Here is a 13,877-nt window from a genome sequence, read left to right as displayed (position 1 = left end):
AATGGAAATAATCATAACAAAAATTACAGAAAACGATATCGCAGAATTACAGGAGATCAGTAAAAAAACGTTCTTTGAAACCTTCTCTGAAGATAATACAGCAGAAAGTATGACGCAATATCTTGAAACAAGTTTTACAGCAGAAAAACTTCATGCCGAACTCAATGACAGAAACTCTGAATTCTACTTTGCCAGACTTGATGATAAAGTCATTGGATATTTAAAACTCAACACCGGTTCATCCCAAACAGAAATGCAAGGGGATAATGCCCTTGAAATTGAAAGGATATATGTTTCTAAAGAGTTTCACGGAAAGAAAGCAGGACAGGCTCTTTATGACAAAGCGATTGCCATTGCCACAGAAAAAAATGCAGATTACGTGTGGCTGGGCGTTTGGGAAAACAATTTACGGGCAATCAGCTTTTACAGGAAAAATGGATTTAAAGAATTTGATCAACATATTTTTATGCTTGGAAACGAAAAGCAGACCGATATTATGATGAAACTGGATTTAAAAAGCAACACAATGAAAATTGAATTTATTATAAAATCATTCGAAGAACTGTCCACGATCGAACTCTATAATATATTAAAACTAAGAAGCGAAATATTTATTATAGAACAAAACTGTGTGTATCAGGATATTGATGATAAAGATTTAAAATGCCATCACCTGATGTGTTTCGTGGATGGAAATCTGGCGGGATATACCCGAATTGTTCCGCATGGCTTAACCTATGAAGATGCTTCCATTGGCCGTGTTGTGATCGGTACAGCGTATAGAGGACTGGGATTGGGAAAACAGCTGATGGAACATTCCATCAAAGGCTGTCAGGATATTCTTAAAGAATCAAGAATTCGCATCAGTGCCCAATTGTACCTGTTGAAATTTTACAATTCCCTGGGCTTTAAAGAAGTAGGTGATCCTTACGATGAAGACGGAATTCCGCACATAGAAATGGTGTTAAATTAATTCCAGAATATTTTTAAGAATCGGATTAGGGTCGTCTTTCCGCCATTGGATGTACAAATCAGTAACAAAAGGCAGAGGGATAAATCGGATTCCTGTATTTTCGTGAAGATGATAAGAATGCGGCAGAATTGAAATACCTAATCCTTTTTTAATCAGTGAAATAATGGTAGATCCAAACTCACAGCGGATATAAGAATCAAGACTTATGTTGTAAAAATGGAGAACCTGCTGAACTAACAAATTGTAACTGCTCCCGTCGTCCCCGGTGGTTAAAAGAAATTTTTGCTCTTTCAATGTTTCCGAAGAAATATCAGACAGGGTTTTAAAATAATGATTTTCAGGAACTACTAAAGAAAGATTTTCCTGGCCTAATTTCTTTTCATGAATTCCCGAATAGGTATTAATATCACGGGAAAATGCCAGATCTATCTTATAATTTTTAAGATAATCCTCCTGAATCTCATTGGTCAGCTGAAACAGTTCCAGATTAAGTGTTGGAAAAGCAGCTGAAACCTTTTTTACAAAATCGGGTAACACTGAAGATGATATAGAATCGGGATGTGCAATTCTTATCGTTCCGGATTCCCCTAAATGAATTTGCCGGGCCAACTGATGAAAAGCCTCCATCTGGCTCAGTTCTTCGCCCCATTTTTCCTGCAAAAACTGACCTGCGGGGGTAAGTTTTACATTTCGCTTATCACGATAAAACAACTGAACCCCCAGTTCACTCTCTAAAGACTGAATGTTCCGGCTCAAAGCAGATTGCGTAATATTCATTTTTGCGGATGTATTCCAGAAATGAAGCTCCTTTGCCAATGCCAGAAAGTATTTGAGCTGTTGTAGATCCATTGATGCAGATTAATCATTAGTTAAGCAAATTTAATAAGTAAATTGAATTAAAAGCACATCTGTAAAAGAAAACTAGAAACTTTAAGAAACCGGAATCAGGTATCTGTACTAACAAAAGTATCACTTTTTAAAGTTGTGCTTTTTAATTGTTTATGAACTGTACATAAAAACTTGTACCTCATCAAAAAAACTCGCATCTTTAGCCCCCCAACGTCATGCAGCGACAAGACGTTTACGGTTCTTATACCGCAGAAACTATTTAACAATGAAAACAGAATTAAAAATATGAAAATAACAGCATTACTTTTTGCTTTAACTTTTGGGGTTATCGTATCCGGACAGACTCAGAAAACCAAAATTCTATTAATCGGAACTATTCATTTTGAAACCCCGCATACCGATCAGTTTGAGTTAAAAGTAGACGATTTTTTAAGCGCAAAGCGACAAAGTGAACTGGAAGACTTAACGAATGTCCTGTCTCAAACAAAAGCTACTAAAGTAATGATTGAAAGACCAATTGACAAGCAGCGTACTACCGACAGTTTATACAGCTTATATGTAACAGATCGTTATAAAATGACAGTTTCAGAAAGAGAACAAATGGGTTTTAGGTTAGCTAAAAAATTAAAATTGAATCGTGTAAACTGTATAGACAAATTCTACGGAATGACACACGATAGTTTAATGGCTGCGACTGCCAAAGAAAACAATCAGCTTTATTTACTGAACGATTTACAGGTTCATGCCAAAGCAATGATCAGAGATTTTGACAACAAACTGAAAAACGGTACCATCACTGAAGTTTTGCAATACATCAACAGACCCGAAGAATTAAAAAGGAATTTATCAATCTATCTGAAATATATAGCAAAGGTTGGCGCAGGTAAAAACTTTGCAGGAGCAGAATATGTATCAGATTGGTATTTAAGAAATCTTGCTATTTATTCAAATATTATCGATCAGGTTGAACCTTCAGACAAATATGTTATTTTAATTTTCGGGCAGGGACACATTCCTATCTTAAAGCATTTTTTAGAAAACAATGAGAACTTTGAGGTTGTGGAGGTTAAAAATGTATTAAAATAAAAGCCAACAACAATCCCTTAGAACCAGCTGAAATTTGCTAAAATACCGTTCATGAAATCCAAGTGAAAAGTAATATATGTTTTTGTAAGCAATGATTTTGATGAATACAATGAATAGAATTAACATTTTTATAATATATAATCAAGCACATCCAACTATATAATGTTATAATTTTTCTATATTTATAAAAATGGCCTATGTCTGCAATTTGCGTTCTACAGCCTTACTATGAACCTATATAAAAAAGACAATGCCCATAAACCTACTACCTCCGGACGGAGGCATGTTATATAAAGAAACAGATATGGCTCAGTTTTTCCCTGAGCCATTGAATGCCATAACTGCTCTCTTATTCTTAGCCATAGCCATTTTTTGGACCCTTAAAATGAAGGGTGATTTTAAAAAATATCCATTTTTAACCTATTGTTTGGTTTTATTATATATTGGGGCCATTGGGGGAACTGTTTACCATTCATTCAGACAATGGCCGGTATTTATCATGATGGATTGGATGCCCATTATGCTGCTGTGCTTGTCTGCCGGATTTTATTTTATAGCTCAGCGCACCAGATGGTATTATGCTGTTGTAATGGTTTTGGTCTATCTGATTCTTATGGTGGGGTTAAGAAGCTGGATGCTGAGAGATAACCCATCTCTCTTTATCAACATAAATTATGCAATCATGGCTTCGTTTGTTCTTTTTTCGGTAGTAAGCTATTTAATCTATACCCAATGGAAAGCCGGCAAATGGGTAGGTTTTGCTTTATTGTCTTTTGCTCTTGCCCTCACTTTCCGCATCATTGATAAATGGGACTGGTTGAGTTTTGGAACGCACTTTTTATGGCATACTTTCGGGGCCGCAGCCACATTTTGCATGTTTAATTATATCTATCTCACACGAAATACAATTAGAAAAACATAAGAACCTGCTTACATCTTCTCTGATAAAATGGATACATGAGTATCAAACCTTGGGTTTATGATTAAAATAATTTCCTGCAGGTTCCACAAATTTCATGGATATATTTTTCTCTCACTGAGTTTGCAGATCACGCTGATTTTATAGACACTCTATCATATGTCTATTAAAAACCTATTATGTCTGATTCTACAATTTCCAAAAGATTTCATAATTCTTGTGGATAAAAAGATCTACTTAATCTGCGAGAATAAGAATATCATCAAATTCGTGTTTTAATAAAAAATAAGATGGTTTTTTAATAAATTCACAGTCTGATTCTTTTAAGGCTGAAAGAAAGATGATTTACTTATATTTGTCCCGCAAAGCAAATTCACATGTTCAAAAAAGTAATCACTGTATCTATCCTTGGTTTTTACACGGTTTTTTGTTCGGCCCAACAGGTCCGGCCTTCAAAATCATCTGAAATTTACCGCGAACTCAAAACTCTTAAACACCTGCCTAAGGTTTTATACCTTGCGGCTCATCCGGATGACGAGAATACAGGATTACTCTCCTGGTTAATCAACGACCAGAATGTAGAAACGGGTTATTTGTCTTTAACCAGAGGTGATGGCGGTCAGAATTTATTAGGCACCGAGCAAGGTCCTGCATTAGGTTTAATCAGAACACATGAGCTTTTAGAGGCAAGAAAATTAGACGGCGCCCAACAGTTTTTTACACGGGCTATTGATTTCGGATTTTCTAAAAACACTACCGATACTTTTAAACAATGGAATGCGGACAGCATTACAGCGGATGTTGTTTGGGTCATCCGTAAATTCCGTCCAGATATTATCATTTGCCGTTTCCCTCCTACTGCTGCGGCAGGTCATGGACAACATGCGGCTTCGGCTGTGGTTGCGGAAAAAGCATTTAAGCTGGCAGGCGATAAAAATGCTTTTCCGGATCAATTAAAATATGTTAATGCTTGGCAGCCCAAACGTATATTGTGGAATACTTTCCGCTTTGGCGCAGTCAATACCACAGCTGACAATCAACTGAAAGTTACCGTTGGTCAATATGATCCGCAATTGGGAATGGGTTATGGTGAACTGGCAGGATTAAGCAGAAGTTTACATAAAAGCCAGGGTGCGGGAACACAGTCTGTAGCCGGCATCAGAACCGAATATTTTACCAACGTTAGCGGTGAACCTGCAAAAGCTACTCTTTTTGACGGAGTAGTTAAATCCTGGACTTCGCAAGGAAATGCAGACATTGACCAATCATTAGATAAAATTATTTCCGCTTTCAATTTCAATAATCCTGACCTTAGCCTTCCTGCTTTGCTTGCTTTACGAAAAAAGGTGATAGCGCTGAAGGATGCAGACTTAAAAAGGGATAAACTTCAATCTCTTGACAACATTATTTTAAGCTGTGCCGGGTTTATGGGCGAGGTGGTTACTAATCAGGCTGAAGCTGTTGCCGGGGATCATTACAATTTCAGGTTAAACCTGATCTCAAGAGCTTCCGACCCTGTTGTTTTAGAGAATGTAAAATGGTTAGAACAGTCAGAAAATTTTAATAAAAAGCTATCAAAAGATTCTTTAATTACCCTTCAGCATGATATTCAAATTCCTGCTGATGCAGCACTTACGGAACCTTACTGGCTGGCAAAACCACCCACAAACGCCGCTACATTCTCTGTTCCCGATGAAACTTTAGTCGGTTTGCCTGAGGCAGAATCGCCACTGAATGTTTTGCTTGATCTAAAAATCGGTTCAGAAAAATTTCAGGTTAACCTTCCTTTATCTTTCAAGAAATTAGACCCTGTGCGTGGTGATGTGGTGGAAGCTTTACGCATTGTTCCGGCATTGGAACTGAAATTTACACAACCTCTTTATGTAGTCAAAGAAAATGAAGACTTACATTTGAGTTTAAATGTGAAAGTTAATTCAGATAAACAGTTCCGAAACGGGAGTCTCAATCTGATGTATAAAGGAGAGAAATTAGGAAGTACTAACATCAGTTCGATCAATGGGAAAGACAGTACCATCGATTACGTGATTCCAAAAAATAAACTGGCTGCCATAAACTCATCCCGTTTGCAGCTGGATGCCAATTTTGTTACAGATGGAATCACTTACAATAAAAAACAAGTATTAATTCAATATCCGCATCTCCCCTCTTTACAATATTTTGAACCTGCAACGGCAACCGTAATGAAAGGTGATATTCAGGCTAAGGTTAAAAAAGTTGGTTATATAGAAGGTGCGGGCGATTTCATCCCTGAATTCCTGCGCATTTCAGGCATTCAGGTAGATATACTGAAAGACGGAGATTTCTATGGAAACACAGATGGAAACGGCAGCCAAAACAAGCTATCGCAATATGATGCCATCGTACTTGGTGTACGTGCCAATAACACTGAGAAGAAACTGGGCCGCTGGATGCCTTTTTTATGGTCTTATGTAAAAGGCGGAGGTAATCTGGTGATGCAGTATAATACCAACCAGGATACCACCGTTGATCAATTGGGAATGTACAATTTCAGCATTGCCAATAAGCGGGTTACCGAAGAAAATGCTGCGGTTACGTTTTTAAATCCAAATCATAAATTGCTCAACTTTCCGAACAAAATTACCCCGGCTGATTTTAACGGCTGGGTGCAGGAACGTGGTGCCTATTTCCCGGCTCAATGGGATTCGAAGTATGAACCGCTTTTTGAAATGCACGATACGGGTGAAGAACCTCTTCAGGGCTCTACTTTATACGCCCAATACGGGAAGGGTAATTTTATTTATACCCCGTTAGCATTTTTCAGACAGCTGCCTGCAGGAAATGTTGGCGCGGCACGTTTATTTTTAAACTTTTTATCTGCACAGAAAAACTGATGAACAAGCCACTTAAAAATTGGAATATCTGGTATATATTATTAGCGGTTGCACTAATATGCCAGATTGTATTTTATTATTTGTTTACTAAATTCTGGGCATGAGTACTATAGATTGGACAGTTCTTATTTTTACACTTGTTGCAGTGGTTGTTTACGGCGTATTCATCGGTCGTGGACAAAAAAGCAACGAATCTTACCTGAAAGCAGATAATAAAATGCCCTGGTACATTGTGCTTATAGGCATCATGGCAACTCAGGCAAGTGCTATTACCTTTCTTTCAGCACCGGGCCAGGCGTATACAGACGGCATGCGTTTCGTTCAGTACTACTTTGGTCTGCCATTGGCAATGATTGTGATCTGTATCACTTTCATCCCGATTTTTCAGCGCTTAAATGTTTATACCGCCTATGAATATTTAGAAAACCGTTTTGATAAAAAAACAAGGGTACTCACTTCCCTCCTATTCCTTTTTTCCCGAGGTTTATCAACAGGAATCAGCATTTATGCACCAAGTATCATCCTATCAAGCGTTTTAAACTGGAATATTTATTTAACGAATATTTTAACGGGAGGAATTCTATTGATTTACACCTATGTTGGCGGTGCAAAAGCAATCGCCCATACCCAAAAATTACAGTTTCTCATTATTCTGGGAACCATGGCCTTTGCAGGGTATCTGCTTATTGAGAATATGCCGAATGGAATTGGTTTTACAGATGCGCTTTATCTGGCAGGGAAATCCGGAAAGCTGAATGTAATCACCACAGAATTCGATTGGAAGGATAAGTACAATATCTGGAGCGGGCTGATTGGCGGTTTTTTTCTGGCACTTTCTTACTTTGGTACTGATCAGAGCCAAGTGGGAAGGTATATTACTGCGAAAGACAATACCAATGCAAAAATGGGCTTGCTGCTGAACGGGTTGGTTAAAATTCCGATGCAGTTTGCGATTCTCCTCATCGGAGCTTTACTTTTTGCATTCTTTTCCCTAAAACCAGCTCCTATTTATTTTAACGAAAGGTCTTATCAGCATTTAAAGGATGTACAACCTGAACAGGCTGCGGTTTTTGAAAAAGAGCATCAGGATCTACAACTCAAATTTAATGCAGAATCGAAAGAAATTCTAAAGTTGAAAGAAACTAATTCTCCTCAACTCCAAAAAACAATTCAGGATTTTAAAAATACACAAACCCAGGTCAAGACACTTCACGGCAAAGTGGAAGAAGCCATCAATCACTCAAATTATAATGCAGAGAAAACAGATACCAATTACATTTTTCTGTATTTCGTAAAAAACACCCTGCCTGTAGGAATGATCGGTTTACTGTTTGCCGTTATTTTTCTGGCCAGCTGGGGCTCTATTTCTGCTGCGCTGAATTCCCTTGCTGCCTGCTCATTAAAAGATGTTCATCTGATATTTAAAAAAGATATTCCTGATCAGGAAACCGAATTGAAGTATAGCCGCCTGCACACTTTAGCCTGGGGTATTTTCTCAATTGGTGTAGCCATGTTTGCAACGCAGATGGGTTCCCTTATTGAAGCGGTAAATGTATTAGGCTCTCTCTTCTATGGCCCGATATTGGGGATTTTTCTTGTCGCATTTTATTATAAAAAGATTGAAGGCACCAATGTATTTATTGCTGCAATTGTATCAGAAATCGCTGTTATTGCCGTTTATCAGTTCGATATCGTTTCTTTCCTTTGGCTTAATGTAATCGGTGCAGCGGCAGTAATTATATTTTCAGCAATTGGTCTATTGTTTTATAAGCCGAAAGCAGTAAATTCGTAAACCAAGAACAAACAAATAAAAAATAGTATGAAAACAATGATTAAATCTGTTACTGTACTTTTCGCTGCTATGACACTTTCAGTGAACGCCTTTGCACAGGAGGCTAAAAAACCTGCCAGCCCTCCTGCTACTGCAACAGGAAAAATTAAAGATGCAACCATTACCATTGCCTATAGCAGTCCTTCTGTTAAAGGACGTACCATATGGGGCGGTTTAGAAGCTTACAATAAAGTTTGGCGTGCGGGTGCCAATGAAGCAACTACTTTTGAAACGAATAAAGACATTACCGTTCAGGGTAAAAAACTGCCTGCAGGTAAATACAGCTTTTTCTTAATTCCTAAAGAAAGCGGAACCTGGACTGCAATTTTTAACAAAGAACCTAAACAATGGGGTGCTTATAAATACGAAGAAGCTAAAGATGCTTTACGTGTGGATGTAAAAACAAAAGCTTTACCCGCAACACAGGAAGCTTTAGTGTATAAAATAAACAGTAACGGATTCTCGATGGATTGGGATAAAATCTCAGTTCCTGTAGAGATAAAATAAATGTTAATATCCGAAATAAGAATCCCGTTAATACGGGATTCTTATTTTATGATCCTTAATGTATTTATTTTTAATTTCAACACAAAACACAGTTTTCACTATTTTTTGAAAACCTAAAATATGCATCTGATTTTTGCATTAAAAAGATAAACGCAAAGTCTATGGATAATTCCGCTTTATTATAAGGAGGCAAAGTGATGCGACTTTGTCGCTGATGAAGCAGTATGTTTATCCGCACGCTTCGACGAATCAACAAAGTTGATTCAATCCTTTGCTCCCTCACAAATCAACAGTTTCAAAAATGAAAACTTTGCGTTAAACAAAAACGTCATCAGTAGATTATCATAGATCATACTTGGAATTATCTTTTGATGAAAAGATTAAACGCAAAGTATATGGATAATTCCGCTTTATTATAAGGAGGCAAAGTGATGCAACGCTGTCGCTGATAAGTAATATGTTCATACTAACGCTTCGAGGAATCAACTTCGTTGATTCTATTCTTTGCTCCCTTACCATCAGCAGTTTGAAAAATGAAAGCTTGGCGTTAGAAAAACATGTCATCAGTACATTGTCTCTATTCATCAAAAAAATCCTTAAACAATATGATTGAAATCAAAACCTGAATGGTACACAAAAAATCAAATTTAGAAATTTAAAGAGACTCTTAATGATTGTAACGTTTCCTTCTGTTAAAAACTTTCTTTCAAAAAAAAGCTGCTTCCCAAAGAAAGCAGCCTATAATTTATTGATTATCCTAAAAATTATTTTTTAGCTTTTACGTCAATCGCAATCTCAATATCTTTACTGATCATCCATTCTGCAGGATCTGCTTCCGAAGTACCGAATTTAAGTCCCCAATCTGCTCTGTTTACTGTAAATTTAGCCTGAATAGCTGCTGAATTTTCTGCTACCTCCACTTTCGCAGGGAAAGTAACATTCATTGTTTTTCCTGATAAGGTAAGGTTTCCGCTTACTGTTTTATTAGCACCTGCAAAAGCATCTTTTGGTGCTTCTTTTAAATCTGTAACACCGGTAATCTTGAAATCCGAAGTAGGGTTTTTCGCTGCATCAAAGAAATCCGCACTTTTCAGGTGAGTTTCAAGTTCTGCAGGCTTTTTATCTTTTTCTGTTACTGAAGCAGGGTCTACTTTAATAGAATTCATATCAATTACAAAGTTTCCGGCAGAAACCTGACCTCCTTCAACACTGATATCTCCTGACTTTACAGTAAGTGTTCCCCAACGAGGAGCCATACCTCCTTTATGGAACGCTTTCCAGTTTACTACTGAAGTTGCTGCATCTACGGCTAATACTTCACCTTTGCTCTCAGCTACGGTCTGCTCCTGAGCTGTTGCCGCAGAATCTGCAGATTTTTCTTTATTACATGATGCTAAAAGCAATCCTACTCCTACTAATGCAATTACACTAAATTTTTTCATATTATTGAATTGTTTTAAAAGTTTATCAAAATTTTTCTTATCGTTTTCCGGAACAAAAATAGAGAAACCTCTTTTCCGGCATCTTATCATATATCAAGAAATGAAAAATCTTCTTTTTTATTGTGGGTTGCTTTCAAAAATTATGACTTTTAATTCCAATTTTCATTCCTATATCCCGAACTCAGATTAATTCATTAAAAATTATCAAATCATTAATAAATAATTAACAAAATATAATTTTCAATTAATTAACAATATTATTCCCATTTCAATATATATACTTTTTTTACACTAATTTATCATTAATTATTTTATTTTTTACATCAATTAATACAATTTGTTTAATTTAAAAAATAAATTATTTTTGCATAAAAATCATTTATTTTAAACACAATAAAGAATATTATTAAAAAAATATACTTCTAAAAAATATACTGGTTTGTAATAAAATCTGCTCCTATAGCTAATCATGAATAATGATAATAGAGTTGATCCTGAATTTGGATTTATGATAAAGATTATTGAATAAAGCTTTTCCCGCTTTAGCTGAAGTGTTCATAAGCCTACAGTTTAAAGAAACAATATCTTCATACAGCTCTCTTTTCGAACACAATGGTTTCCTATACGTAATACTGAATAATTTCAGGATGCATTGAGTAGATTTTCACGAATTATATATTAATAGAAATTTAACTACTAAAAAACAATCTTTAAGAGGCTACATAAAAATACAAGTGATGAAAATATATTTTTTGAAGTGTCTTACACTTCTATTAGTTTTTAATTCTATACATGGAAAAGATTATTCTAAATATTCCGTGTTACTGAATGAAAATTCCCTTACAGAACCCGTGAAAAGCGAGAAATTATTAAATGCTAATCCTTTAAATGCAGAGCATTATTCTTTAGTTTCAGATACCTGTACTACAAAGACTTATAAAGCGGTGACCAACGGGTGGAGCGCTCATAGTCCCCAACCAGGGCCACAGTCTACTTCTCCTTCCGGATGTAATAATAATACAGGAGGGACTACTTATGAAGATAATACTTCGAGCAGAGGTTTTGAAACCTGGTATGATACACCCGTGGGGGTTTTCTGGAAAAGAAGTGTTTCGGGGCTTAGCGCAACGAAAACGTATAGAGTTTATGTAAATATGTACGCAACTACAGGTTCAGGCGACAAAAGATCTATGTTTTTCAACAACTATAATCTGGGAGGCGTTACGGGAAGCAATACTTTTGTAGGAGGGAGTGATGATAACAATCAGATTATTTATGATTTTGAGGTGACCAACAAAACAACTATAAGCTTTTCAGGAACAATTCAGGCTGCTTCCTATTTTAATTGTGAGCAGGCCAGAAATTTCAGATTGGTTATTAATGTATTCGAAGTCACCAATACACCATATCCTTCTCCAGCTGTTTCAGCAACAACAGTAAATAATACCTGTCCTGATCTTTTTGTCAATCTATCCAATCTGGTAACCAGTACCTGTGTCTCAGGAACCACTTTAGAATGGCATTCTGTTTCCAGCAATCCAAGTTCTTCTACCAAAGTAGCTAACCCGAGCCAGGTGACTTCATCCGGAACCTATTATGCGTATTGCCATAATTTAACGACAGGGTGCTATAGCCTTCCTTCCGAAGGAGTTAAAGTGGCAATATCCCAGTGCTCTTCAGGCTGCTATAAACCAGGAGCCCCGGCTACAAGCGGAAATTCGGCATTGATCAGTAAAGTAGGGTTCAGTTCTTTATTAAGGAACAACAATCAGCAGATTCAGGACAACTGGCCTGCATCAAGAAACGGGGCCTGGCTCGTTATGGAAGCCAGAACCAAAGGTTTTGTTGTTAACCGTGTGGCCTTTAACGCCTCAGGAAATCCGGTAAATATTCCTCCTGCCAACTTTATAGAAGGAATGTTGGTATATGATCTTACCAATAGATGTCTTAAAATGTATACTTCACAAGATTCGGGAGCTACTTTTGGCTGGTATTGCATAAGCACAAGAACCTGTCCGGATTAATATGATCAGTTCATCGAAAAGCAATCAAAAAAGGTCAGAATCATAGCTTTTTCACTTTGGCTAAAAGTAATATTTATTTGGTATCCCTCAGAATATTTTCCTGAATAAGAAGATTAAATTGTGTTTCAGGAGCATTATTTAATGTTGACATTTGTTTGTATGAAAGAGCTCCCCTATGCCACTCTGATGCTTCTAACCAAATTGATATTCCTGGAAAATAAAACAGGCAATCATATAGATTGCCTGTTTTAGTATTATTTATTTCATTAATAATAGAAGCTAGTATTTTTTGGTGAATATTAATTCTTTTTTTACATTAATCAAATAGCTAAATAGTTTTAAAGCCAACCAACAATATCTTCTTTACCTTTGCCTATTGAAAGTAAATATTGTACTCTATTATTTTCAATTTTAATGAAAAACGGATCTTTTAGATTTTTGTTCTCCAAAATATAAACACCTTCAGTCATACCATCTAAATCAGGCTTTTCTTTTTTATAGGAGTTATAATCTGTAATAATAAATTCACAATTATATTTTTTAAACTCTTTTAGTACTTGAATATATCCTTCTTTATAGTCTTTGGGCTTATCTTTATAATAAGAGTTATAAAATTTTTCGGCACTCTCATTACTAAGTTCACTAAAAAAAGTTGCAAAAATCGGTTCAGTATATACCTGCTTTGGTTTTGAACAGCTAAAGCAGAAAAAAACAGCAATCAAACTATAAACCAATACCTTTAACTCTGTCGTTATCGTTATCGTTTTCATTATTTTTATTTTTTTGAGGTTTTGAATTACCTTCAGGGGTTTTTCCCTTCCGAATATTATTATTTTGTTCTCTTAAATCTTCTCCTAAATCTCCAGGATTACTCATTTAAACAAAAAAACCTTTGAAAATCATCCGAAGGTTTTTTGATTTTTTGTTTCAAAAGCACTGAGCAGGCCTAAAATAGATAGATAATACCTCCTTAATTTCTTGTACGGCAAAATATAGGTATCATTGGCCGACAAGAAATTTAGTATAATCCATCAGCAGTGATCTTATTTTGTTACGAAACAGTGCAGGCTCTCCTCTACCATCATAAAATGAGCCAGTATATCCTTAGTATTCCGATAGCTGTTGAGTATTCTGATTTCTAGTTAACACTTCCCTTGTGTGGTACCTGACTGAGATTCCATACTGTCTCTATTCCAATAATCTAACAGGACAATAAGAGAGTTTTTCTTTTCAACTGTTTATCTCTTTCAAAAATTATTATCTTCGTGATTAATCACAGCATTATATGGCAAATTCAGAGTCGTTTATCCGTTGTGAAAACATTCAAGGCGGGGCAACTCGCCTTTTTTCTTTTAAAAACCTTATTTTAGCTT

General features: G+C 36.1%; 11 protein-coding genes and 1 pseudogene. 8 read left to right on the top strand and 4 right to left on the bottom strand.

The annotated features are described in order from the left end of the window. Position 1: 1 nt before the first annotated feature. Together F3J23_RS21610 and F3J23_RS21605 are read left to right on the top strand one after the other, a co-directional pair. A pseudogene (locus F3J23_RS21610) lies at positions 2-514 on the top strand (GNAT family N-acetyltransferase); the annotation flags it as partial. Then, positions 497-973, top strand: coding sequence for a GNAT family N-acetyltransferase (locus tag F3J23_RS21605; RefSeq protein ID WP_317167701.1), 477 nt, complete (start codon positions 497-499; stop codon positions 971-973). The pseudogene F3J23_RS21610 and the gene F3J23_RS21605, both read left to right, overlap by 18 nt. On the opposite strand, the gene F3J23_RS05205 is transcribed toward F3J23_RS21605, so the two are convergent. Continuing rightward, positions 965-1,822 (bottom strand): LysR family transcriptional regulator, encoded by an 858-nt coding sequence (locus tag F3J23_RS05205; RefSeq protein WP_167025199.1) that lies wholly within the window; start codon positions 1,820-1,822, stop codon positions 965-967. The genes F3J23_RS21605 and F3J23_RS05205 overlap by 9 nt on opposite strands. A gap of 285 nt (positions 1,823-2,107) precedes the next feature. Between F3J23_RS05205 and F3J23_RS05200 the strand changes: the two genes are divergently transcribed. The 5 genes from F3J23_RS05200 to F3J23_RS05180 all read left to right on the top strand — a co-directional run bounded on the left by F3J23_RS05200 (position 2,108) and on the right by F3J23_RS05180 (position 9,038). After that, positions 2,108-2,908 (top strand): DUF5694 domain-containing protein, encoded by an 801-nt coding sequence (locus F3J23_RS05200; protein ID WP_167025196.1) that lies wholly within the window; start codon positions 2,108-2,110, stop codon positions 2,906-2,908. A gap of 250 nt (positions 2,909-3,158) precedes the next feature. Next, positions 3,159-3,830 carry a hypothetical protein gene (locus F3J23_RS05195; RefSeq protein ID WP_167025193.1) on the top strand — a complete coding sequence of 224 codons (672 nt, stop codon included), beginning with the start codon at positions 3,159-3,161 and terminating at the stop codon, positions 3,828-3,830. A 374-nt stretch (positions 3,831-4,204) separates the two neighbouring features. Continuing rightward, complete coding sequence (locus F3J23_RS05190) at positions 4,205-6,700, top strand: PIG-L family deacetylase (RefSeq protein ID WP_167025190.1); 2,496 nt, start codon at positions 4,205-4,207, stop codon at positions 6,698-6,700. A gap of 100 nt (positions 6,701-6,800) precedes the next feature. Continuing rightward, positions 6,801-8,492, top strand: coding sequence for a sodium:solute symporter (locus F3J23_RS05185; protein ID WP_167025187.1), 1,692 nt, complete (start codon positions 6,801-6,803; stop codon positions 8,490-8,492). Between the two features lie 27 nt (positions 8,493-8,519). After that, positions 8,520-9,038 (top strand): DUF2911 domain-containing protein, encoded by a 519-nt coding sequence (locus F3J23_RS05180; RefSeq protein ID WP_167025184.1) that lies wholly within the window; start codon positions 8,520-8,522, stop codon positions 9,036-9,038. Positions 9,039-9,802: 764 nt separating this feature from the next. Here the strand turns inward: F3J23_RS05180 and F3J23_RS05175 are convergent. Further along, positions 9,803-10,480, bottom strand: coding sequence for a YceI family protein (locus F3J23_RS05175; protein WP_167025181.1), 678 nt, complete (start codon positions 10,478-10,480; stop codon positions 9,803-9,805). Positions 10,481-11,217: 737 nt separating this feature from the next. Here F3J23_RS05175 and F3J23_RS05170 point away from each other — a divergent pair. Then, complete coding sequence (locus F3J23_RS05170; protein ID WP_167025178.1) at positions 11,218-12,504, top strand: hypothetical protein; 1,287 nt, start codon at positions 11,218-11,220, stop codon at positions 12,502-12,504. A gap of 338 nt (positions 12,505-12,842) precedes the next feature. On the opposite strand, the gene F3J23_RS05165 is transcribed toward F3J23_RS05170, so the two are convergent. Together F3J23_RS05165 and F3J23_RS05160 are read right to left on the bottom strand one after the other, a co-directional pair. Then, the gene (locus F3J23_RS05165; RefSeq protein WP_167025175.1) at positions 12,843-13,274 is read right to left on the bottom strand and encodes a hypothetical protein; all 432 of its coding nucleotides are present in this window, start codon (positions 13,272-13,274) and stop codon (positions 12,843-12,845) included. Continuing rightward, complete coding sequence (locus F3J23_RS05160) at positions 13,228-13,380, bottom strand: hypothetical protein (protein ID WP_167025172.1); 153 nt, start codon at positions 13,378-13,380, stop codon at positions 13,228-13,230. The genes F3J23_RS05165 and F3J23_RS05160 overlap by 47 nt, the downstream gene beginning before the upstream one ends. Positions 13,381-13,877: the final 497 nt, after the last annotated feature.

It is taken from the genome of Chryseobacterium sp. Tr-659, assembly GCF_011752975.1.
Taxonomy (GTDB): Bacteria; Bacteroidota; Bacteroidia; order Flavobacteriales; family Weeksellaceae; genus Chryseobacterium.
Note: the sequence above shows the minus strand (reverse complement) of the source record. Positions and strands in the feature narration are given on the sequence as shown.

Coding starts and splice junctions, on each gene's coding strand:
- F3J23_RS21605 (WP_317167701.1), top strand. CDS start 497: ATGATGAAACTGGATTTAAAAAGCAACACAATGAAAATTGAATTTATT.
- F3J23_RS05205 (WP_167025199.1), bottom strand. CDS start 1,822: ATGGATCTACAACAGCTCAAATACTTTCTGGCATTGGCAAAGGAGCTT.
- F3J23_RS05200 (WP_167025196.1), top strand. CDS start 2,108: ATGAAAATAACAGCATTACTTTTTGCTTTAACTTTTGGGGTTATCGTA.
- F3J23_RS05195 (WP_167025193.1), top strand. CDS start 3,159: ATGCCCATAAACCTACTACCTCCGGACGGAGGCATGTTATATAAAGAA.
- F3J23_RS05190 (WP_167025190.1), top strand. CDS start 4,205: ATGTTCAAAAAAGTAATCACTGTATCTATCCTTGGTTTTTACACGGTT.
- F3J23_RS05185 (WP_167025187.1), top strand. CDS start 6,801: ATGAGTACTATAGATTGGACAGTTCTTATTTTTACACTTGTTGCAGTG.
- F3J23_RS05180 (WP_167025184.1), top strand. CDS start 8,520: ATGAAAACAATGATTAAATCTGTTACTGTACTTTTCGCTGCTATGACA.
- F3J23_RS05175 (WP_167025181.1), bottom strand. CDS start 10,480: ATGAAAAAATTTAGTGTAATTGCATTAGTAGGAGTAGGATTGCTTTTA.
- F3J23_RS05170 (WP_167025178.1), top strand. CDS start 11,218: ATGAAAATATATTTTTTGAAGTGTCTTACACTTCTATTAGTTTTTAAT.
- F3J23_RS05165 (WP_167025175.1), bottom strand. CDS start 13,274: ATGAAAACGATAACGATAACGACAGAGTTAAAGGTATTGGTTTATAGT.
- F3J23_RS05160 (WP_167025172.1), bottom strand. CDS start 13,380: ATGAGTAATCCTGGAGATTTAGGAGAAGATTTAAGAGAACAAAATAAT.